Source organism: Acinetobacter sp. NIPH 2699 (genome assembly GCF_022549355.1).
In the GTDB taxonomy this organism is placed as follows: domain Bacteria; phylum Pseudomonadota; class Gammaproteobacteria; order Pseudomonadales; family Moraxellaceae; genus Acinetobacter.
Window position 1 is genome coordinate 14,195 of the sequence record NZ_JAKZGL010000003.1, and the last position, 21,567, is coordinate 35,761.

Below are 21,567 nucleotides of genomic sequence, written 5' to 3' on the forward strand. Positions count from 1 at the left end.
ATCGTCATAAAAAAGGCAGCTTGCGCTGCCTTCAAGGTTTTAATTTTTATCTTTTAAACTAAATAATAAATTTAATAAAATCGCAGCAAAGGTTGCCGTTCCGATACCACCTAAATTGAAATTTCCAAACAGCAGTTCAAAGTTACCCGCGCCTAGAATAATGGTCACAGATGCCACAATCAGATTTTTATTATTGGAAAAGTCGACCTTATTTTCAATCCAGATTTTCGCCCCTGCAATGGTAATCAAACCAAACACCACAATTGAAGCCCCAGTCAGCACAGCGGTTGGGATGGTGCTGATCACAGCGCCAAACTTAGGCGAAAGCCCCAAGAAAATCGCAAATACGCCTGCAATCACAAATACAATGGTTGAATACACCCGCGTGACAGCCATCACCCCGATATTTTCCCCATAGGTGGTCATACCCGGTGCACCGACACTGCCCGATAGGGTTGTGGCAACACCATCGGCAACAAAGGCTTTACCTAAATATGGTGTCAGGTTTTCACCTGTCATTGCACCGACGGCTTTGATATGTCCGAGGTTCTCTGCGACTAAAATCAAGGCAACAGGAGCAATGATCAACATGGCATTGAGGTCAAAAGTCGGATTTGAAAAGCTTGGAATACCAAACCAAGGTGCGGCTGCAATTTGAGAAAAATCAATGGCTTTCCCGAGTCCTAAGCCATTGGTTGCAATCGCATAAATAGCATAGGCAATCAATAAACCAACGAGTAGCAATAACCGCTGTAATAAACCTTTGGTGAAAACAGCGATGAGGCCCATACACAGAACGGTAATCAGTGCCATCCACATCTCAAAAGGCTGACCTGCAACACTTTTAATGGTGATTGGGGCAAGGTTTAAACCAATAATCATCACCACAGCACCTGTGACGACAGGTGGCATCAGTTTTTCGATCCAGCGTGTTCCCGTCAACATGACGGCTAGACCAATCAATGTATAGAGTACGCCACAGGCGATGATACCGCCTAAGGCAACAGATAAATTAGGGTTTGCACCTGAACCTGTGATATGTCCAGTTGCGGCCGCAACAACACCAATAAAGGCAAAACTAGAACCCAAATAACTTGGAACACGACCACCAGTCATTAGGAAGAACAGGATGGTACAAATCCCTGACATTAAAATGGCAAGGTTAGGACTAAAGCCCATTAACAGTGGTGCTAATACCGTTGCACCAAACATTGCAAATGCATGCTGTATCCCTAATACCGCGCTTTGTAAGGGCGGTAAATATTCGTTGGTCGCAACAGGGCGATGATCAATCTTGCCCTGATACGGTTGCCATTTGGGGAACCAACTTGACATAAATGAGACTCATGATGTGATATCAGTGCGTATGATACTCTGTCTTAAATCGTGCTTTCACCTATATTGCTTTGAGAATATTGGGGGACAACGCTTTAGATGTTGATGTTTTTACCTTTTGGTAAAATATGTGTCAAAATAACTCGTCGGATTTATTATTTATTTTGCTTAGATTGTTTGAAAAGTTAAATAACTTATTTTTAAAATAATATTTTAAATATTTTCTCATTTTTTTCAAAATATGGAATATTTTGCCAATCCTGCCATCAACAGGCGTGATTGCTGTTGATGGCAGTGCTGAACAAACACTTAACCTGTATTACGTAAACCCGCCGCAATCCCTGCAATACTGACCATTAAGGCATGATCAACAGGACTGTGCTCGGATTGATGCTCTGCCAAATATAAACGACGACGCTTCATCAATTCTGCCTGTAATAAATGCAGAGGTAATAAATAGGGTTTACGCACCTGCATAGATTGATTCAGTACTTCGTTGTTACTGAGCAGTTTGGATTCACCTTTAAGGCTGAGCAAGGTATTGACCGCGTTTTGTAGTCGTTGGCGTAACTCAGCTCCCAATACTTTTAAATCCTGATCTTGGGTGAGATGCGATTCATAGTACAGTGCAATATCGGCATCAGATTTTGACAAGACCATTTCCAACATATCAATTAAGGTTTGGAAATAAGGCCACTGTTCCAGCATCTCATCCAGTGTATTTTTATGTTGCTCATGCACTTGGTTAATCGCAGTTCCTGTTCCGAGCCAAGCTGGTAGCATGAGACGAATTTGCGTCCATGCAAATACCCACGGGATCGCACGAAGGGATTCAATGCCACCACTGACTTTGCGTTTTGCTGGGCGAGAACCGAGCGGTAGCATTTGTAGCTCAAGTTCTGGTGTGACCGTACGCAGATAACGGACGAAATTTGGATTTTCACGCACAGTTTGACGGTAGACTTGTACTGATAAATCGGTCATCTGATTCATCAAGGCGCGCCATTCTTGCTTTGGTTCAGGCGGTGGCAGTAAGGTCGCTTCCAATGTGGCAGCGGTATAGATTTCTAGGTTTTGTAGCGCGATCCCTTCTAAACCGAATTTAAAGCGGATCATTTCACCTTGTTCAGTGACACGAATCGCTCCTGAGATCGACCCCGGTGGTTGAGAAAATAACGCTTGTTGGGTCGGCGCGCCACCACGGCTGATCGAGCCGCCACGACCATGAAACAGGGTCAGTTGCACGTCATGTTTTCTGGCTATCGCGGTGAGTTCTTCTTGAGCGCGATATTGTGCCCAATTGGCCGACATAAATCCTGCATCTTTGGCAGAATCTGAATAGCCAATCATCACTTCATGTTTGCCTTGAATATGCTGTTTGTACCAATCCATATTGAATAGGGTATTCATGGTTTTGGCTGCGCCGTCTAGGTCTTTGAGTGTTTCAAATAAAGGTACGACCCGTAATGATTGCTGAATCCCTGCTTCTTTTTGCAAGAGTAAAACCGCAAGCACATCACTTGGATATTCCGCCATTGAAATGATATACGCTCCCAAACTTTCACTGGGTTGTTCTGCCAACGTGCGCATGGTCGCGAAGACTTCCAGCACATCGGGGTGCTGAATTAAGCTACCTTCGGGTTCATTTAAGTATTTCGGCAGTAATGGGCGTTTACTTTGCAATTCCTGAATCAGAAAATTCTGCCGTGCTTGTTCTGTCCAAGATTCAAAATTGCCTAAACCTAAATATTCAGTAATCGCTGAAATGGCTTGGCGATGTCGTCCTGATTCTTGGCGAATATCCAGTTTTAATAATTCAATACCAAAGCAATTGACTCGATAGATGAAATCTAGCAATTGCCCATTGGCGATTTCGGCTAAATTACTCTCCATCAAAGAGCGATAACACAGCAGTAAAGGTGCCAATAGTTCATCTGAGGTCTTGATGATATTGCTATCGTCGGCTTCTAAACCTTGTAAACGCTGTGCCAACCAATAACGAGTTGCTTTTAGGCGTTCTCGTGTTGAACGTAAATATTCACGATACGGTTCTGGATGGTCATAACCCAAAGCTTGGCTCAGCTCAGCGGAGCAGTTCTGAATCGAGAGTTCCCAGCGTAGATTTTCAATATCACGTAGGTATAAATCAGCAGCTTGCCAACGGGATAACCACAGTACTTCCTGTGTGACTTGATATGTGACATTGGGATTACCATCGCGGTCGCCCCCCATCCATGACGCAAAACGGACTGGTGCAATGGTGATTGGTAAAGACTGTTCGCAATGCTGTTGTGCCAATTCATTCAGTTCACGTACAAATTTAGGTACAGCATTCCATAAGCTTTGTTCAATGGTGGCAAAGCCCCACTTCGCTTCATCCACAGGCGTTGGGCGGTGTTGACGAATTTCATCGGTTTGCCAAGCGGAACTTACCAGTTGTTTCAGTGTGGCAATGCTGTGTTGGCGTTCTCTCGGGGTCAGTTTCTGTTGATCCAGTTGGGATAAACAATCGGTAATATCATCATATTTTTGAATCAAGGTACGGCGGCTGACTTCAGTTGGATGTGCAGTCAGCACCAATTCAATTTTTAAATCACAAATTTGTTGGAATAGTTGTTGTTCACTGATCTGCTGGGTTTTAAATTTTTCAAATAAATGCGAAAGTGGGTTTGGATTCGGTGCATGCTCATCAGATTCAGCCTGACGACGGCTGCGCACCACATGATATTGTTCAGCGATATTGGCGAAATTGAGAAAGTGGGAAAATGCGCGCGTCAGTGGCAGAATTTCTTCATCTTTTAAGTTGCGGAACAGTTGTTCGAGTTGTTTTTCTGCTTCGATTTGACCATCACGTGCCCCTTTGGCCAAGGTACGGATTTGCTCAATTTGATTAAACAATTCTTGCCCAGCATGTTGCTTTAACGTTTCACCAAGCAAATTACCTAATAATCGGACATCTTCACGTAATGGAGCAGTGATTTGCTGAACCATTGTATTTCTCCCTCAACCATCGCTTGTTATTGTCTAAAAAATTTTGCGCCTTAGCTGGCTCATGTTGCAAGGATCTATGAAGTATCGACAGACCCTATTCTTCGACTATAACGTGATTGAGAAACAATCCAAGTGCAGAATGCAAAGAAATGTGAAATTTCTTGAAAATTATGATTGATATTTAAGCAAAAAAAGCGCAATTGCGTGTTGAATCATCTGATCGATTTCAGTGATTGTGGGAACTGGGGTCAAGCCCAATAAAACTCTATGGTGACGTGTACCTAACATCAGGGACAAGATTAATTCTGTTTGTATCAGCGGCTCATCTGCTTGAATAAATTTAAGCGCGATGGCTTGCTGAAAAAAGTCACACCAAACATTGCACATGCGAGTGTGCGAGGCATCAAAAAATTGTTGTGTTAATGGACTCTGTTCAGCAGCAAGCTCGAACAGGACGCGATCAAGTTTTAGCGCTTCTGGTAAATAAATAATACTTAATGCGCGGTGACACATTAGATAGAGTGCTTGTTCAAAGTTGGTTTCAGCGGTTAATACAAATTCTTTGGCGCAAATAGATTCTTCACAGGTTTCCTCAATCGCACAAAGAAACAAGTTGGCTTTATCTTGGAAGTGATTATAGACCGTGAGTTTGGTCACGCCAGCTTCTTTGGCGATTTGATTCATATTGGCTGCGTGATAGCCCAATTTTAAAAAAATAGATTTTGCAGCCTGTAAAATTTTGGCTCTTTTTTCTAAATCTTTGGGACGGCCACTGCTAATTTGCACGTTATCGTTCTCTTTTAATTTAATTCAAAATCAATCTGCTAGATTTAATTTTTAATTAGTGTACTCATGGGTATATTAATTAAAAATTAAACAATTTATGATGGTTACTGTCAACAGACTTTATTGTGCCTTAAAAAATCAATTTGAATAAGAGCGAAACAGAGATGAATCTGCTAAATCATGTAATTGTGGGGTTGCTCGTACTCAGCAGTGTCACTTTATCAGCATGCCAAAAAGAAGTTCCTAAGACGGAGGAAGTTCCTTATGTCATGGTGACGCAACCGAGTCGTAATCACACCGATCAAAAAAGCTATGCAGGTGATGTGCAGGCCAAACAACAAACTGCGTTGGCGTTCCGTGTTGGGGGACAAGTGACGGAGCGTTATGTTGATGTGGGTGATCGGGTCAAGGTTGGGCAAGTCTTAGCAAAACTCGATGTAAAAGATGCGCAATTGCAAATGAATGCAGCAAAGGCACAATTGGAAAGTGCACAGGCAGCAGCCAAAATTGCCACTGAAGAATATCAGCGTTATCAGCAACTGTTACCTGTCAATGCAGTCAGTCGCTCACAATTTGATGCCGTAAAAAATCAATACGAATCGGCACAAGCAAATTTGCAACAAGCACGATCGAACTACCAAGTTTCTGCGAATCAAACGGGATACAACCAGCTCATCTCCAATAAAAATGGGGTGATTACTGAGCGTCAAATTGAAACTGGACAAGTGGTCGCCGCAGGGCAGGCGGCTTATCAACTCGCGATTGACGGTGAGCGAGAGGTGGTTTTTGGCGTGCCGGAACAAGCGGTGAGTGGCATCAAAGTCGGTCAATCTGCATGGGTGACCTTATGGTCTCAACCAGAGGCACGTTTTGCGGCAAGTGTTCGTGAAGTTTCACCCGCAGCAGGTCAATCAAGAACATTTACCGTCAAAGTTTCGCTACTTGAGGGGCAGTCCAGTATTCAGCTTGGACAAAGTGCCCGAGTCTTTTTTGTCAGTCAGGACAGCAATGTTTTGAGTGTACCGTTGTCGAGTGTCACTGCGACCGATCAGCAAGCTTATCTATGGGTGGTCAATGCCGATCAAACCCTACGCAAAGTTCCTGTCACGTTGGGCACCTATGGGCGCGACAGTGTGCCGATTTTGTCGGGTTTAAAAGCAACAGATTGGGTTGTAGTCGGGGGCGTACATTTGTTGCGTGATCAGCAAAAAATTCATCCGATTGATCGTGAAAATCGTGAAGTTACGATAAAAACTGGGGGTTAATCATGAAATTTAACCTTTCAGAATGGGCACTCAAAAATAAGGGTATTGTGCTGTACTTTATGCTGCTATTGGGCATTGTCGGCGTGATGTCTTATTCCAAGCTAGCGCAAAGTGAAGACCCACCGTTTACCTTTAAAGTGATGGTGGTACAAACGTTTTGGCCAGGTGCAACTGCCAAAGAAGTTTCAACACTGGTCACTGATCGTATTGAAAAAGAGTTGATGACCACGGGACAGTATGATCGCATCATGGCTTATTCACGTCCTGGAGAGTCCTTGGTGACCTTTGTGGCGAAGGATAGTTTGCCATCCAGCCAAATTCCTGATGTTTGGTATAACGTGCGTAAGAAGGTTAATGACATCCGTTCGGAACTGCCAAGTGGTGTGCAAGGTCCTTTTTTCAATGATGAGTTTGGCGATACCTTCGGCAATATCTATGTGCTGACAGGCAAAGATTTTGATTATGCGGTCATGAAAGAATATGCCGACCGTTTGCAACTGCAATTGCAACGGGTCAAGGATGTCAGCAAGGTCAATTTAGTTGGCTTACAAGATCAACGAATCTGGATTGAACTCTCAAATACCAAAGCGGTGCAACTCGGTGTTCCTGTGACTGCGATTCAGGAAGCCATTCAAAAACAAAATGACATGGCCAGCGCGGGTTTCTTTGAAACTGGCACAGACCGTATCCAACTTCGAGTCAGTGGACATTTACACAGCGTCGAAGATTTGAAAAAAATGCCACTCTTGGTGGGTGATAAAACCATTCAATTGGGCGATGTGGCAGACGTTTATCGAGGGTTCAGTGAACCCGCTCAGCCGCGAATGCGCTTCATGGGCGAAAATGGCATTGGGATTGCGGTCTCTATGCGTAAAGGTGGCGATATTATCGCGCTGGGTAAAAACCTAGAAACCGAATTTACCCAGCTACAAAAGAGCCTGCCATTGGGTATGAAACTGCAAAAAGTCTCCGACCAACCTGTGGCGGTACAACGCAGTATTCAAGAGTTCTTAAAAGTGTTGGCTGAAGCGGTGATTATCGTTTTATTGGTCAGCTTCTTTTCCTTAGGTTTCCGTACAGGCTTAGTGGTTGCACTGTCGATTCCTTTGGTCCTTGCGATGACCTTTGCAGGGATGTCGTTATTTGATGTCGGGTTGCACAAGATTTCTTTAGGCGCCTTGATTCTGGCATTGGGGCTGTTGGTCGATGATGCCATTATCGCGGTTGAAATGATGGCGATTAAAATGGAGCAGGGCTACAGTCGGCTAAAAGCCGCAGGCTTTGCATGGCAAAGCACCGCCTTTCCGATGCTGACCGGAACACTGATTACCGCAGCAGGTTTCTTACCGATTGCCACAGCACAATCAGGCACAGGCGAATACACCCGCTCTATTTTCCAAGTGGTGACCATTGCCTTGGTGGTGTCGTGGATTGCAGCGGTTTTATTTGTGCCTTATCTCGGTGAGAAATTATTGCCTGATTTTAGCAAGCAACAGCAAAAAGCGGCATGGTATCTACGGCTATGGGCGAGATTACGCAAACAACCTGCGCCAGTGGTGCAGGCACATACAGCGCATCATGATCCTTATCAGACCAAGTTCTATCAATCTTTCCGCCATGTGGTGGAAGTTTGTATCACTTATCGTAAAACAGTGATCGCCATTACCGTTGGGATTTTTGTATTGTCGGTGATGACATTTAAACTGGTACCACAACAATTCTTCCCACCGTCAAATCGTGCGGAAATTTTGGTGGATTTAAAACTGGAAGAAGGTGCTTCATTGACAGCAACGGAGCAGGCCGTACATAAAGTGGAACAGTTCCTCTCCAAACAAGACGGGATTGATAATTATGTGGCTTATGTCGGCACAGGTTCACCTCGTTTTTATTTGCCACTTGATCAACAGTTGCCACAAGCCAGCTTTGCCCAATTTGTGGTACTGGCTTCCTCTTTAGAGGATCGGGATGAGATTCGCCGTTCTTTAGACACCCAAATTAAGGCGTTATTACCGCAGGTACGTACCCGAGTCTCTTTACTGGAAAATGGTCCGCCTGTAGGCTATCCATTGCAATACCGTATTTCTGGTGAGGATTTGGGTACGGTGCGTCAGTGGGCACAAAAAGTTTCTAAAGTGCTCAGTGAAGATCCAAATACCACCAATGTGCATTTGGATTGGGGCGAGCCAAGCAAAATCATTGCAATTGAAATTGACCAAGATCGTGCCCGTCAAATGGGGGTTTCCAGTGTTGATTTAGCCAACTTCTTGAATGCCTCTGTCACAGGCATTGCCATGAATCAATACCGTGAAAAACGGGAGTTGATTGAGATCCGTTTGCGTGGTGATCAAACCGAGCGTGCGGAAGTGGCGTCACTGGCAAGCTTGTCTGTTCCGACCAGCAAAGGTACGACTGTTCCTCTGGCACAAATTGCGCAAATTGAATCACGGTTTGAAGAAGGTTTAATTTGGCATCGTAACCGCTTGCCAACCATTACGGTACGGGCTGATATTCGAACGCAGTTACAACCTGCAACTGTGGTTCAACAATTGGCTGATCCGATGCAGGCGCTACGTGCAGAGTTGCCAAGTGGCTATCTCCTCGAAGTTGGAGGAACAATAGAAGAATCCGCACGAGGTCAAAGCTCAGTCAATGCCGGGATGCCATTATTCTTGGCAGTGGTGATGACACTATTGATGATTCAGTTACGCAGTATGTCTCGGGCCACCATGGTATTACTGACCGCACCGTTGGGTCTGATTGGGGTGGTTGCATTCCTATTATTGTTCAATAAACCGTTCGGGTTCGTTGCAATGTTGGGAACGATTGCCTTATCGGGAATGATCATGCGAAATTCGCTGATTTTGATTGATCAAATTGAGCAAGACATTCATGCTGGGCATGCCGCGTGGGATGCCATCATTGGCGCCACCATGCGTCGTTTCCGTCCTATTGTCCTCACCGCAATGGCCGCAGTCCTAGCGATGATTCCGTTATCCCGTAGTATTTTCTTTGGTCCAATGGCCGTTGCGATTATGGGCGGATTGATTGTTGCGACCTTACTGACCTTATTTTTCTTACCTGCACTGTACGCAGCGTGGTTTAAGGTCAAGAAAACAGCACATCTAACATAATTATTTTGCGAATAGAGGTGCGAAATATTGAAAATTTCAATATAGTAGCACCTATATTGAAGATCAAAAAAATAATGGAATTCTATCGCATGGCTGATTTGGCAAAATGTGATGAATGAGGTGATATAGCGCATGGGCCAAGGTAATATTGAGCAGCATCGCCGTTACGTGGCGATTTCTTACGTGTTCATGTTTCTTGCATTATTTACAATCGTGTTTGCCGCATTTGCGTACCTGTTAGCGCGAAAAGTTGCAGTTGTGGATAATGCTGAGGTGTGGATACATGCGCACGCACTTTGGATTATGCGTAATGTTTTGTTATTTATCCTAATGGCTTTCTTTGCCGCGCTGTGGTTTATTCCATTGTTCTTTTTGGCGTGGGATAGCACACTGTGGATCACAGCGATGACGGTCACTGGTGTAGTGTTTAGTGCAATTGCATGGTTATTTCTGTTGAATGCTTGGTTTAAAGGCATTGCTAAGTACTTTAAAAATAAAGCTGTTTTCTAATTTTATCTTTTTTTATTGCGATAGACCTTGTAAAGATATCCTATAGCCCCTATTAAGGCTCTGTTGGCTTTTATAAATAAAATGTCAGCAGAGCCTATTTGTTTGTAGAAATTGAATTAATTCCGTGAGGAGCACCGCCAACCATGGCTAAACGTGATTATTATGAGGTTTTAGGCGTTTCGAAAACCGCAGGTGATGATGAGATCAAAAAAGCCTATCGTAAGTTGGCGATGAAGTATCACCCAGACCGTAATCCAGACAACGCTGAAGCTGAAGACAAATTTAAAGAAGCCTCTGAAGCTTATGAAGTACTTTCTGATAGTGAAAAGCGCAGCATGTATGATCGCGCTGGACACAGCGCTTTTGAAGGTGGTTTCGGCGGTGGCGGTGGTGGTTTTGGTGGATTTAGCGCAGAAGATATTTTTAGCCAATTCGGTGATATCTTTGGCGGTGCGTTTGGTGGTGGCGGTGGTCGTCAACAACAGCGTCAACGTCGTGGTTCAGACCTTCGCTATGTCATGGAACTTACTCTTGAGGAAGCGGTTAAAGGGATCAAAAAAACCATTACCTTTACTGCACCAGCACCTTGTGATGTTTGTGATGGCAAAGGGTCTAAAAATCCGAAGGATGTAGAAACCTGTCGTACCTGTCACGGTGCGGGTCAGGTGCGTATGCAGCAGGGTTTCTTCTCTGTTCAGCAAACCTGTAGCACGTGTCGTGGTCAAGGTAAAATCATTAAGAATCCGTGTCATGCATGTCATGGTTCAGGTGTTGCTGATCGTCAGCAAACCCTTGAAGTGACGATTCCTGCTGGGGTAGATAACGGTGATCGCGTACGCCTAACCGGTAAAGGCGAAGCGATTCGTGATGGTCAGTCAGGTGATTTATACGTTGAAGTCGTGGTTCGTGAACACGAAATCTTCCAACGTGATGGTGCTGATCTTTATATGGATGTTCCTGTCAGCATTGCGGATGCCGCTTTGGGTAAAGAGCTTGAGATCCCAACACTTGATGGTCGTGTCAGCCTAAAAGTTCCTGAAGGTACACAAACAGGTAAAATGTTCCGTTTACGTGGTAAAGGTGTTCGTCCTGTGCGTAGTAGTATGCAAGGTGATTTACTGTGCCGTATTGTGATCGAAACGCCTGTGAACTTAACCAGCCGTCAGCGTGAGTTGTTAAAAGAATTACAAATTTCTTTTGATGGTGAAGACAGTACATCTTCTCCAAAGAAAAAATCATTCTTTGATCGTCTATTTGATTAATCGACATCAACAGAAAAAACCTGCTTCAGCAGGTTTTTTTGTGGGAATTTTTTAGCGGAACGATAGAGTTTTGCTATAGTAGCGACATTGTTTAAATAAAAGACTGGGAAAAATTATGTCAACTTCTCCACGCATAGGAATCTTGGGTGCAGGCGGACGCATGGGGCGTATTCTGATTCAAGCTGTGCAACAAGCAGGCTACCAACTTGCAGCCGCAGTTGAGCGCCCTGAAAGCAGCTTGGTCGGTGCGGATGCTGGTGAGCTTGCGGGTGTGGGCAGCATCGGTGTTAAGGTGGTGGGAAGTTTGAGTGAAGTATTAAAAGATTGTGATGTGGTGATTGATTTTACTGCACCTGTGGCAACCGAGCAGCATCTAAAATTATGTCGTGAAGCGGGTGTGGCGATGGTGATTGGTACCACTGGTATGTCTGATGAGCAAAAGGCATTTTTAGACGAATCAGCAACACAAACACCTGTTGTGTACGCAGCCAATTACTCAGTTGGGGTCAATGTTTCAATTAAGTTATTGGAACTGGCTGCAAAAGTATTTGGTGATACGGTGGATATTGAAATCATCGAAGCACACCACCGTCATAAAGTGGATGCACCCTCTGGTACGGCATTTATGATGGGTGAGGCGATTGCAGATACGCTAGGTCGTAACTTAAAAGAAGTTGCGGTCTATGGTCGTGAAGGCTATACCGGACCACGTGATCGTCAAACCATTGGTTTTGAAACCATTCGTGGGGGAGATATCGTTGGTGAGCATACCGTGATGTTTATTGGTGAAGGTGAACGTGTTGAAGTGACACACAAAGCCACCAATCGCATGAACTTTGCTTCAGGTGCTGTACGTGCTGCTGCGTGGGTGGTTGGTCGTGAAGCACGTAAATATGATATGAAAGATGTTTTAGGTTTTAACGATATTCAAGTATAAAATCTTGGTTTTTTGCACTATAAAAAAGAGCTTGTCGAGCTTTTCGCTTAGATCAAAGTGAAGCAAGCTCTCGCTATCATTAAAAGAATTGGGCATTGCCATGAATAAAAAAACGATTGTTCTTGCTGCGCTACTGAGTGCCACCAGCTTGGTTGCAACTGCGACAACAGAAACTGCAAAGCTTAGCCTACATCGCAATGATATTAAGGTTTGGACCTATCAAACAGAAAATAATCCTGTTTTTCAGTATAAAGCTGAAACAACTTTTGATGTGCCGCTAGAGCGGGCGGTGGCGGTGGTATTGGATGTGGAGCGTACACCGAAATGGGTACCTTATGTCGGTAAAGTACAATTGTTGTCTCGTGATGAGAAAAAAGGCGAATTTACGCTTTATATGGTGCTGGATTTTCCTTTTCCGCTTAAAGATCGTGATGTGGTGATTAAAGGCAAAATGAGCAAAAATGCGGATGGCAGCATTAGTATTAAGAATCAGGCGATTAAGTATGATTATCCTGAACAGCCTGACATTATCCGTCTGAGTCGTTATGAGGGGGATTGGACCTTTCAGAAAGTCGCGGAAAATAAGGTCAAAGTCTCCACCAGTGGTTATGCTGATCCAGCAGGGGCGATTCCTTTGAGTTTTGTGAATATGTTTGTACAGCAACAGCCTTATCAAATGCTGATGAAAATGAAAAAAGAAGTGCATAATCCAGCATATAAACAACCGAAATTACCTGATTTGTTGAAATAAAGAATGCCTGATTTATGTGTAAATCAGGCATTCTTTTAATTTAAGCTTGGGGGCATTGTTGATACTGAGCGTTTTGTTTGCGTGAGAGTTTTATTTGGATCAATACCAAGATTAAACCGACAACTGCCAATACCGCTCCAATCATGGAAACTGCCGCATAATTTAAGCCAAGACTGAGTACCATCCCACCTGCGGCCGCACCAATGGCATTGCCCAAGTTAAATGCGCCAATATTGACAGAGGATGCGAGCCCTGATGCTTCATGGGCCACTGACATCACTCGCATTTGTAAGGGCGGTACGATTGCAAATGCGGCAGCGCCCCAGATGACTAAACCGATGGCTGCGCCAAGCTGGGTTTGAGCCAGAATGGGGAAAATCACCATCAATGCAATCAATAACAGCAAAGAACCAATTAAGGTCTTATCAATGGATACGTCTGCAAATTTACCCCCGAAGTGGTTACCAACAGAGAAACCTATCCCAATCAACACCAGCATCATGGTGATAAAGGTCGGTGAGGCATGGGTAAACTCAACCAAGCTTGGTGCGATATAGGTATATAGGGTAAACATCGCGGAAGCCCCGAAGACCGTCGTGAGTAATGCCAATACCACGGGGAGGCGAGTAAGAACACTCAGCTCCATTTTTACATTCGGTTTCTGTCCGACAGATCCAACAGGCAGAGCTTTCCAGAGTGACAACATGGTGATGACACCGAGGGCTGAGATTGCAAGGAAAGACATTCTCCAACCAATATTTTGCCCAACCCAAGTCGCCAGTGGCACGCCACCGATATTGGCAATGGTCAGTCCCATAAACATGGTTGCAACCGCACTGGCTTGTTTATGGGTTGGAACGACACTGGCGGCAACCACAGAGCCAATTCCGAAGAATGCACCGTGGTTCAAACTGGTAATCAAGCGAGCGCCCATGAGACTCATATAGTTGGGTGCGAATGCGGCAATCAGGTTGCCAATGGTAAAAATTGCCATCAAGAGAATAAGTGCATTCCGACGAGCAAAACCACCGAACCATAAGGTCATGATCGGTGCACCCAGCATCACACCCAGTGCATAACCTGTAATCAACATCCCCGCGCTTGGGATAGAGACACCAAGATCACTGGCAATATTGGGCAACAGTCCCATTGGAGAGAACTCGGTTGTTCCAATTGCAAATGCACCAATGGCCAATGCCAGCAATGGAAGATTAACGCGGCTGCTCATGTTATTTGTCCCATTCAGGCGCAAAAGGTTCAGGGCTGACTTCACGACCATTACGTTCAAGTTGAGCAATCATCCGCATCTCTTCCACACTCAGTTGTAGCTGCTGTGCTTGTAAGTTGCTGATCAGGTTTTCACGTTTGGTTGACGATGGGATCACCGTATAGCCCTTTTGTAATGCCCAAGCCAATGCCACTTGTGCTGTTGTCGCTTGATGCTGTGCTGCGATTTCAAGCAGTGTTGGGTCATTGAGGACTTTACCGTAGGCAAGGGTCATGTAGGAGGTCACATCAATATTTTGTTTACCTAAATAGTTCACCAGATTTTGGTTCTGCAAATACGGGCTTAATTCAATTTGATTGGTGGCAATCTGTTCTACACCAATGCTATCAATTGCTTGTTGCGTCAAGGCGATATTAAAATTTGAAATCCCAATCTGTTGGGTCAAACCTTGTTGCTTGGCCTCCAACAGCAATTGCATCACAGTTGGAATAGACACGCCCAATTGAGGTGCTGGCCAGTGAATCAACGTGAGGTCAACCGCATCAGTACCAAGCTTTTGCAGGCTTTCTTTTAAACTTGGAATTAGTTTATCTTCAGCAAAGTGATCTACCCAGATTTTTGTGGTTAAGAACAGCTCTTGGCGAGCAATGCCACTTTCCGCAATTGCTTGCCCAACGGCTGCTTCATTTCCATAAATTTGTGCTGTATCAATGGCACGATAGCCAACGTCTAAGGCTGTTTTGACTGAATCAATAACGACTTGATCCTTAAGACGGAAAGTACCTAAACCAAATTGAGGGATACGCATATTATTCACCTAATCTTTTGCATGCTTCAAAGAGCTTGTTTTGTTGATGGTGCAATTGTGCGATGATTATTGTTGCTAAAAAATAGATGAATTTGCAAAATATAGTTGACTAAATATCAATAATTGAGTGATGCAATGAAATCAACAATTGAAGAATTACTCGCTTTTATGACCATCGTCGATACTGGCTCTTTTATTGCTGCTGCTGAAAGATTAGGACAGACTGCATCAGGGCTGAGCCGTTCACTCAGTCGCTTAGAATTAAAGCTTGAAGTGACCTTGCTGGAGCGAACAACGCGTAAATTAAAACTCACCCAAGAAGGACAGCAGTTCCTCAATCATGCCCGTAAAATTTTAAGCGATTTAAATGCAGCGGAAGAGGCGTTACAGAAATCAGATCAGGATACCTCGGGCCTTATTCGCATTGATTCGGCGACACCTTTTATTTTGCATGTCATCACACCCTTGGTCGATCAGTTTAGGCAGAATTATCCAAATATTGAAATTGAGCTGAATAGTAGTGATCTGGTGATTGATTTACTTGAACATAAAACCGATGTGGCCTTCCGTTTTGGAGAACTACATGATTCCAGTTTACATGCCAAACTGGTCTGCAAAAGTCGAATTTATATTGTTGCTAGCCCCGACTATCTCAAACGTAAGGGAATGCCACAACAGCCCAAGGCATTATTGGATCATGATTTAATTGGTTTTACCCGTCCTGCCTATATCAATAAATGGCCCATTAAAGTCGATAATGAGTATTTCTTAGCACAAGCTAAAATTAAGGCATCGAGTGGCGAGACCGTGCGGCAACTGTGCTTGCGTGGGCAGGGCATTGCACGACTCTCTGAGTATGAAATCTGGCAAGACTTAAAAGAAGGTCGTTTAGTGGCACTGTTTGAAGACCACATTGAGCATTCTTACCAAAGCATCCATGCTGTTTATTATCAACAAGAGCACTTGCCGAAACGTGTCCGTTTATTTATTGAGTTTTTGTCTGAACAACTCAGCCAGGGTTTCTCGGTTTGCCAATAGCCTCATTTTGAAGCTGTACATTCAGGACTGGAATGGACGGACCTGTTTTGGGTATGACAGAAACGACAATATGTTGCTGCTGTAGCTTGCACTCAAGTTCTACTGTTGGCAGAAAGGTGCTCGAGAGTATCAGACCATTTTCATTGGGCTTCTTATAGGTCAGTTTGATGATACGGGTTTGCTCTGATGCTTCACGTTTTTCCATCTTCCATAATTCATAGGTTGGTTGGTTTTGAATTTGCAAATATCCCTCTGAGAGAGATTTACAGACTTGTTGCTGCTGGTAGGTGGCTTGGTCAGTGAGGTGGCATCCCGTAAATAAAACGGCGCTTAATATAAATAAGATATTATTTTTCATGCTCTTATCCTGTTGCTGTTGATTTTTATAGCTTAACGGTGTTGTATAAACCAATACAGATACAGAAATTTCTAAAAAAGCAGTACAGAGATGACATTCCACTATCAGCGCTTAGCAGAACAGCTTGCTCATAAAATTTATCAGCATGAATTACAGCCACAACAGAAACTCAGTTCTTTACGTGAGTTTGCGCGTCAGCAAGCGATCAGTTTAAGTACCGCGCAACAATGCTATGAACTCTTAGAAGCCAAAGGGCTAATTTATGTAAAAGCGAAGTCGGGCTATTTTGTCAGTTCACGGCAATATCAAAGCCCTGCTCCTGAGAGTCCTCAATTTGAGTCGATGCCAAGGCAAGTTTCAAATTTAGATTTGCAAAACCAAATTCAAACGGCCTCAATTCAGAGTCATTTAACGCCGTTGGGTGCAATTCAACTTTCTCCGCATTTGATTCCTGTCGATGGTCTGCGCCGTTCCTTACAACGTGCGCTTAAACACTGTCAGCCAGAAGACTTTTTGTACTGTAATAAACAGGGGCATCAGCAACTTCGTCAGGCACTCTCAGATCATTGGCGAGAGGATGGAATTTATGTGGCAACAGAGGACATTTTCATCACCAATGGCTGTATGCCAGCTTTATCCTTCCTGATTCAACAGATCAGTCTGGAGGGCGATAGTATTATGGTGCCTACGCCAACATTTAATGGTCAGTTGCAAATGTTGGCCAGTTTAAAACGCAACATTATTGAGATTCCTGCGGATCATCGTGGCATTGATTTAGAACGTTTAGAGTTCTTTATGAAAGAGGGCAGTGCCAAACTATGTTTGCTCACAGCTAACTATCAAAACCCATTGGGCTATTGTCTGAGTCATGAGCAAAAACAGCATATTGCGAAGTTAGCACAGCAATATCAATGTTTTGTTTTAGAAGATGATATTTATGGCGAGTGTAGTTTCCAAAAAGAACGACCTTTGCCGATTCGTTATTGGGATCAAGAGGGTTATGTCATCTGGTGTAGTTCGGTGTCGAAATCATTATCGACAGCGTATCGGGTCGGTTGGTTTTGCTTGGGACGGCAGTTGCAACATTTACGGCCACAGCTCTTGGCCAATAATGTTGGTGTCAATACACCCTTACAGCTTGGCCTAGCGGATTTTATTTATAGTCGGGGTTATCGGGAACATCTCGATCGTTTACGACCTGAGTTAATGCAACAGGTGGAACAATATCGAGCCTATATTTTAGAGGTTTTTCATGGCATCCCAATTGCATTAAGCCAATCGCAAGGAGGCTATGCATTATGGATGCAATTGCCTGAGAGTATCACAGGTCTAGAGTTGTATTATTTGGCGCAAGGGCAAGGGATTAATATTGTGCCTGGTGAGGTGTTTGGAGAAGACCAACGCTATCAACATTTTCTGCGTTTAAATGCAGGACATGCCTTAACCAAAGAAATCCGCCAAGCGATTCAACAGTTGGCGGATTGGGTCAGACAAAGTTTGAATTGATCTTTGAGCTAGTCAAAGTCTGCTTTGAGCACGATACGATAACGTGCTTGCCCTGAATGAAGACGTTCAATGGCTTCATTGAGCTGTGACATGGGAAATAACTCAATTTGTGGTGCAATCTGTTTACGTGCCGCAAATTGTAGCAGTTGACGCAGTGCCAAAGGCGAACCGGTTGGAGAACCCGTCACAGATTTGGCACCATCAATCAGGGAACCCACCGAAACAGGCACAGGTTCCAAGGTGAGACCGAGGAAATGTAAGCTGCCATTCGGTGCGAGAGTGCTTAAATAGGCTTGCCAATTCAGGGTCACATTGACCGTGCTAAGCAATAAATCAAATTTACCACGTTGTGTTTTGATCGCCTGAGCATCGCGGCTATTCACCACATGATCTGCGCCCATGGCTTTCAATTCTTCAGTTTTTTCTGGATTTGAACTGAAGGCTGTAATTTCACAGCCCCATGCTTTTAGTACTTTGATGGCAATATGTCCCAAGCCACCAATGCCAATTACACCGACATGATGGGTGGCTTGAATCTTATGTTTCAGTAAGGGATCAAAAACAGTAATACCGCCACAGAGCAGAGGTCCAGCACTTTCAGGATCTAAATCATCAGGCAGAGGAATCACCCATTGCCAACCTGCACGGACTTTATCGGCAAAGCCACCTGCATGCCCAACAATGGTGGCAATGCTTCCACCTGTACAGAGTACTTGATTTCCACCCATACATGGGTCACATGCTTGACAGCTTTCGGCGGTCCAGCCAATACCGACACGTTGACCAAGTTTGAGTCCTTTGGCCTCAGAGCCAAGTGCAACAATGGTGCCGATAATTTCATGTCCTGCCACAGCAGGATAGATAGAGGAGCGCCATTCATTATTAATCACAGAAAGATCGGAATGGCATAAACCGCAATATTCTACTTTGACTTCAATCTGATGTGCTTGTAATTCACCTGCATCAAATTGGTAAGGCACCAGTTGTTCACCTGCTTGCATCGCAGCATAGGCACGAATGAGGTTGTTGCTCATAGCTAACTCCTATAGAAAGGAAAATTTATTGATATACATTATTTAAAATGGCAGTGATTTTCATGGTCATTGACCATGCCAACCGCTTGCATAAAAGCATAACAGGTGGTGGGGCCAACAAATTTAAAACCATGCTTTTTGAGTGTTTTAGAAAGTCTTTGGCTGATTTCTGTTTGGGCAGGCGCTTCACGATAATTCGCCACATCATTATCCAAAGTCTGCTGATTTACAAAGCTCCATAGCCAAGCGGGGACATTGTTGACTTCATCTTTGAGCTTGAGCCATGCAATCGCATTATCACGGATGGCTCTGAGTTTACCTAAATGACGAATTAAACCAGCATCGCTGAGTTTGTTTTCAAGCTGATCATCGCTAAGCGCAGCGACCTGTGTGATGGGATATTGAAAGAAATGCGAACGATAGTGTTCACGTTTTTTTAAAACCGTAATCCAAGATAAACCTGCTTGTTGTCCTTCAAGGCAGAGCATCTCAAATAAGCGCGCTTCATCATGCTCAGCTTTGCCCCATTCCTGATCGTGGTAAGCAATATAGAGCGGATCATTGGAGCACCAACCACAGCGTTGAATCGTCATATTTGATGCTCCTTGTTGTTATTTGAATAGCGCAATTTAGAGTTTGAATGCTACCCATTCATCTACATGATTATCCCAATAATACAATTCAGCTGTAGTTAAATCAGTAAAGTTAAGCCAAAAGTCTTTACCTGATTTATCTGCAAAACCTGTACTAATCAGCAACGCATCTTCAGTAATTTCCATGATCCAGCCTTGATAGCTGGTTCCATTGATGATGATTTTTTGTTGATTTCCAGATTCTGCAAATTCAACCAGACGTTCAATCAATGCTTCTGACATTGTGTGTTCCTAACGTAAATAGGGGTATGGATTGACTGCACCACGCCCTTTGCCATTTAAATAAATACCATAGTGTAAATGGGGGGCTGTATGGCGGGCATTGCCTGTATTCCCCACATAACCAATCAGGTCACCTTTACGGACATAATCTCCAACATTGAGACCACGTTTGTGACCATCCAAATGTGCATAGTAGTGCCAAGAGCCTGATGGTCCAAGAATCCAAATGACCTTGCCACCTAAATTATTATTGCGTAAATCAGCGACGAGCCCTTCGGTAGCACTATACACTTTCGTTCCACGTGCTGCCATGATATCAATGCCTTCATGGCTGCGTCCCTGACTGCGTGCAGCGCCCCATGTATCGCGCAATTCACTCCGACTAACCCCTTTCACTGGAATTGGCAAGCGGCTATCTAAACGCATGTTTTGAAGTTTGCCCACTTGTGCGTTTGGTAGGGGTGTCGGTTTCTTTGGGGCTGTGGTACATGCTGACAGTAAAATCATTACCACAGCAAGAATCGTATAGGAAATCGAATGACGCACACAAACTCCTTACATTACGTTTTGATCTACAGCGTTCAGGCGACTAAGCTTTTTGTTTTGCTGTAATCAATTTTTTCATGGCTGTTGGAATGCCTTTGGCAATCGCTGCTTCTGGACTCAGCCATACACCATTTAATTCAATACTGAGTTGCTCTTTTTGGTCATGTTCCACGTGGAACAACTTTTCATGCAGCAACCACGTAAAATGGGTAAAACTATGGCTAATCTGCAAAGATGATACTTGAGCTTGTAGTTTGGCGTGTTGCTCAATCTGTTGTAATTCGGTTGCTTGTTCAATGATGGGGAGGCAATACAATCCACCCCATAAGCCATGTGATCCACGTTGTTGCCATAACCATTCATCACCCGACTGGATGATGAGTACATCGGCTGTTTTTATAGGGACAGGTTTCTTGGCTTTTTTGAACGGAAGTTCTTGTTCCAAGCCTTGTTGGTAGGCCTGACAATGTTGTTGCATTGGGCAATATAAACATAAAGGTTTCTTCGGTGTGCAGACGGTTGCCCCTAAGTCCATGATGGCTTGGGTGTAATCATGATTACGTTGCTGAGGGCATAGGTCTTTAGCAATTTGCCATAACGCGCGTTCATGTTGTGGCTTGGAGAGGTCATCTTCTATAGCAAGAAAACGAGCTAAAACACGTTTCACGTTGCCATCCATAATCACGCCATATTGACGTAAACCGAGGGACATGAGCGCACCTGCGGTTGAGGGTCCGATGCCTGGAAGTTCGATCCATTGTTCGAGTGTTTCTGGAAATTTGCCTTGTTGGCTGACGATACCTGCCGCCTTATGCAAGTTGCGTGCACGGGCATAGTAGCCTAGTCCTGCCCAGTATGGCGCGACATCATCCCAACTGGCACGCCCCAAATCCTGAACAGTTGGGAAGCGTTCTATAAAACGATCAAAATATTGTAGAACGGTTTTAACTTGTGTCTGTTGTAGCATGATTTCTGATACCCAGACCTTGTACGGGTCATCGGCGACTTGCCAAGGTAAGTCATGGCGACCGTGTTGGTCGAACCATGTAAGCAATGCATCAGAAAATGAAAAATCAGGCATGAATTAAAACAATAAAAAGCAGAGGAATAGTATAACGGAAAAGGAGAGAGGAGTTGGTGCATACAAACAAATTCGTTATTAAATCCTCATTAATATTTGCTGTTGGTCAGGGGTTACATGGATGT

Annotated in this window: 19 protein-coding genes; 8 read left to right on the forward strand and 11 right to left on the reverse strand. The window is 44.1% G+C overall.

The genetic code is table 11. The annotated features are described in order from the left end of the window. Window positions 1-39: 39 nt before the first annotated feature. From MMP72_RS03600 to MMP72_RS03610, 3 genes are all read right to left on the reverse strand, one after another. Window positions 40-1,335, reverse strand: a complete 1,296-nt coding sequence (locus MMP72_RS03600) for a solute carrier family 23 protein (protein ID WP_241314622.1) — start codon at window positions 1,333-1,335, stop codon at window positions 40-42. A gap of 309 nt (window positions 1,336-1,644) precedes the next feature. Next, window positions 1,645-4,326: a phosphoenolpyruvate carboxylase gene (gene ppc / locus MMP72_RS03605; RefSeq protein WP_241314624.1), complete on the reverse strand. Its 2,682-nt coding sequence runs from the start codon at window positions 4,324-4,326 to the stop codon at window positions 1,645-1,647. 168 nt (window positions 4,327-4,494) lie between these two features. Continuing rightward, window positions 4,495-5,112, reverse strand: coding sequence for a TetR/AcrR family transcriptional regulator (locus tag MMP72_RS03610; RefSeq protein WP_241314626.1), 618 nt, complete (start codon window positions 5,110-5,112; stop codon window positions 4,495-4,497). A gap of 164 nt (window positions 5,113-5,276) precedes the next feature. Between MMP72_RS03610 and MMP72_RS03615 the strand changes: the two genes are divergently transcribed. The 6 genes from MMP72_RS03615 to MMP72_RS03640 all read left to right on the forward strand — a co-directional run bounded on the left by MMP72_RS03615 (window position 5,277) and on the right by MMP72_RS03640 (window position 12,968). After that, entirely contained in the window at window positions 5,277-6,377 is a 1,101-nt protein-coding gene (locus tag MMP72_RS03615; RefSeq protein WP_241314628.1) for an efflux RND transporter periplasmic adaptor subunit, read from the forward strand. 2 nt (window positions 6,378-6,379) lie between these two features. Then, window positions 6,380-9,508: an efflux RND transporter permease subunit gene (locus MMP72_RS03620; protein ID WP_241314630.1), complete on the forward strand. Its 3,129-nt coding sequence runs from the start codon at window positions 6,380-6,382 to the stop codon at window positions 9,506-9,508. 132 nt (window positions 9,509-9,640) lie between these two features. Beyond that, entirely contained in the window at window positions 9,641-10,018 is a 378-nt protein-coding gene (locus MMP72_RS03625) for a hypothetical protein (RefSeq protein ID WP_241314632.1), read from the forward strand. Between the two features lie 143 nt (window positions 10,019-10,161). Next, window positions 10,162-11,280, forward strand: a complete 1,119-nt coding sequence (gene dnaJ / locus MMP72_RS03630) for a molecular chaperone DnaJ (protein ID WP_241314634.1) — start codon at window positions 10,162-10,164, stop codon at window positions 11,278-11,280. Between the two features lie 115 nt (window positions 11,281-11,395). Next, the gene (dapB, locus tag MMP72_RS03635; protein WP_241314636.1) at window positions 11,396-12,217 is read left to right on the forward strand and encodes a 4-hydroxy-tetrahydrodipicolinate reductase; all 822 of its coding nucleotides are present in this window, start codon (window positions 11,396-11,398) and stop codon (window positions 12,215-12,217) included. Between the two features lie 100 nt (window positions 12,218-12,317). Then, window positions 12,318-12,968 carry an START domain-containing protein gene (locus MMP72_RS03640; protein WP_241314638.1) on the forward strand — a complete coding sequence of 217 codons (651 nt, stop codon included), beginning with the start codon at window positions 12,318-12,320 and terminating at the stop codon, window positions 12,966-12,968. A 40-nt stretch (window positions 12,969-13,008) separates the two neighbouring features. Here MMP72_RS03640 and MMP72_RS03645 read toward each other — a convergent pair whose 3' ends face one another. Together MMP72_RS03645 and dkgB are read right to left on the reverse strand one after the other, a co-directional pair. Beyond that, complete coding sequence (locus MMP72_RS03645; RefSeq protein WP_241314640.1) at window positions 13,009-14,196, reverse strand: MFS transporter; 1,188 nt, start codon at window positions 14,194-14,196, stop codon at window positions 13,009-13,011. Window position 14,197: 1 nt separating this feature from the next. Beyond that, window positions 14,198-15,004 (reverse strand): 2,5-didehydrogluconate reductase DkgB, encoded by an 807-nt coding sequence (gene dkgB / locus MMP72_RS03650; protein WP_241314642.1) that lies wholly within the window; start codon window positions 15,002-15,004, stop codon window positions 14,198-14,200. Window positions 15,005-15,139: 135 nt separating this feature from the next. Here dkgB and MMP72_RS03655 point away from each other — a divergent pair, with 135 nt between their 5' ends. Then, window positions 15,140-16,042: a LysR substrate-binding domain-containing protein gene (locus MMP72_RS03655; protein WP_241314644.1), complete on the forward strand. Its 903-nt coding sequence runs from the start codon at window positions 15,140-15,142 to the stop codon at window positions 16,040-16,042. Here MMP72_RS03655 and MMP72_RS03660 read toward each other — a convergent pair. Beyond that, entirely contained in the window at window positions 16,014-16,400 is a 387-nt protein-coding gene (locus MMP72_RS03660) for a hypothetical protein (protein ID WP_241315141.1), read from the reverse strand. The genes MMP72_RS03655 and MMP72_RS03660 overlap by 29 nt on opposite strands. A 90-nt stretch (window positions 16,401-16,490) precedes the next feature. On the opposite strand from MMP72_RS03660, the gene MMP72_RS03665 reads away from it, so the two are divergent. Next, window positions 16,491-17,906, forward strand: a complete 1,416-nt coding sequence (locus tag MMP72_RS03665) for a PLP-dependent aminotransferase family protein (RefSeq protein ID WP_241314646.1) — start codon at window positions 16,491-16,493, stop codon at window positions 17,904-17,906. An 8-nt stretch (window positions 17,907-17,914) separates the two neighbouring features. Here the strand turns inward: MMP72_RS03665 and MMP72_RS03670 are convergent, their stop codons facing one another. From MMP72_RS03670 to mutY, 5 genes are read right to left on the reverse strand one after another with little or no spacing between them, the layout of a single operon-like run. Beyond that, entirely contained in the window at window positions 17,915-18,940 is a 1,026-nt protein-coding gene (locus MMP72_RS03670) for an NAD(P)-dependent alcohol dehydrogenase (RefSeq protein WP_241314648.1), read from the reverse strand. Window positions 18,941-18,978: 38 nt separating this feature from the next. Continuing rightward, window positions 18,979-19,533 carry a DNA-3-methyladenine glycosylase I gene (locus MMP72_RS03675; RefSeq protein WP_241314650.1) on the reverse strand — a complete coding sequence of 185 codons (555 nt, stop codon included), beginning with the start codon at window positions 19,531-19,533 and terminating at the stop codon, window positions 18,979-18,981. 36 nt (window positions 19,534-19,569) lie between these two features. Beyond that, complete coding sequence (locus MMP72_RS03680) at window positions 19,570-19,815, reverse strand: hypothetical protein (RefSeq protein ID WP_241314652.1); 246 nt, start codon at window positions 19,813-19,815, stop codon at window positions 19,570-19,572. Window positions 19,816-19,824: 9 nt separating this feature from the next. Next, complete coding sequence (locus MMP72_RS03685; RefSeq protein ID WP_241314654.1) at window positions 19,825-20,361, reverse strand: M23 family metallopeptidase; 537 nt, start codon at window positions 20,359-20,361, stop codon at window positions 19,825-19,827. Window positions 20,362-20,404: 43 nt separating this feature from the next. Beyond that, window positions 20,405-21,442 carry an A/G-specific adenine glycosylase gene (gene mutY / locus MMP72_RS03690; protein ID WP_241314656.1) on the reverse strand — a complete coding sequence of 346 codons (1,038 nt, stop codon included), beginning with the start codon at window positions 21,440-21,442 and terminating at the stop codon, window positions 20,405-20,407. Window positions 21,443-21,567: the final 125 nt, after the last annotated feature.

Bases quoted from the DNA above. Each gene is read 5' to 3' on its own strand.
- MMP72_RS03600 (WP_241314622.1), bottom strand. From the start codon at position 1,335: ATGTCAAGTTGGTTCCCCAAATGGCAACCGTATCAGGGCAAGATTGAT.
- ppc (WP_241314624.1), bottom strand. From the start codon at position 4,326: ATGGTTCAGCAAATCACTGCTCCATTACGTGAAGATGTCCGATTATTA.
- MMP72_RS03615 (WP_241314628.1), top strand. From the start codon at position 5,277: ATGAATCTGCTAAATCATGTAATTGTGGGGTTGCTCGTACTCAGCAGT.
- MMP72_RS03620 (WP_241314630.1), top strand. From the start codon at position 6,380: ATGAAATTTAACCTTTCAGAATGGGCACTCAAAAATAAGGGTATTGTG.
- MMP72_RS03625 (WP_241314632.1), top strand. From the start codon at position 9,641: ATGGGCCAAGGTAATATTGAGCAGCATCGCCGTTACGTGGCGATTTCT.
- dnaJ (WP_241314634.1), top strand. From the start codon at position 10,162: ATGGCTAAACGTGATTATTATGAGGTTTTAGGCGTTTCGAAAACCGCA.
- dapB (WP_241314636.1), top strand. From the start codon at position 11,396: ATGTCAACTTCTCCACGCATAGGAATCTTGGGTGCAGGCGGACGCATG.
- MMP72_RS03640 (WP_241314638.1), top strand. From the start codon at position 12,318: ATGAATAAAAAAACGATTGTTCTTGCTGCGCTACTGAGTGCCACCAGC.
- MMP72_RS03645 (WP_241314640.1), bottom strand. From the start codon at position 14,196: ATGAGCAGCCGCGTTAATCTTCCATTGCTGGCATTGGCCATTGGTGCA.
- dkgB (WP_241314642.1), bottom strand. From the start codon at position 15,004: ATGCGTATCCCTCAATTTGGTTTAGGTACTTTCCGTCTTAAGGATCAA.
- MMP72_RS03655 (WP_241314644.1), top strand. From the start codon at position 15,140: ATGAAATCAACAATTGAAGAATTACTCGCTTTTATGACCATCGTCGAT.
- MMP72_RS03660 (WP_241315141.1), bottom strand. From the start codon at position 16,400: ATGAAAAATAATATCTTATTTATATTAAGCGCCGTTTTATTTACGGGA.
- MMP72_RS03665 (WP_241314646.1), top strand. From the start codon at position 16,491: ATGACATTCCACTATCAGCGCTTAGCAGAACAGCTTGCTCATAAAATT.
- MMP72_RS03670 (WP_241314648.1), bottom strand. From the start codon at position 18,940: ATGAGCAACAACCTCATTCGTGCCTATGCTGCGATGCAAGCAGGTGAA.
- MMP72_RS03675 (WP_241314650.1), bottom strand. From the start codon at position 19,533: ATGACGATTCAACGCTGTGGTTGGTGCTCCAATGATCCGCTCTATATT.
- MMP72_RS03680 (WP_241314652.1), bottom strand. From the start codon at position 19,815: ATGTCAGAAGCATTGATTGAACGTCTGGTTGAATTTGCAGAATCTGGA.
- mutY (WP_241314656.1), bottom strand. From the start codon at position 21,442: ATGCCTGATTTTTCATTTTCTGATGCATTGCTTACATGGTTCGACCAA.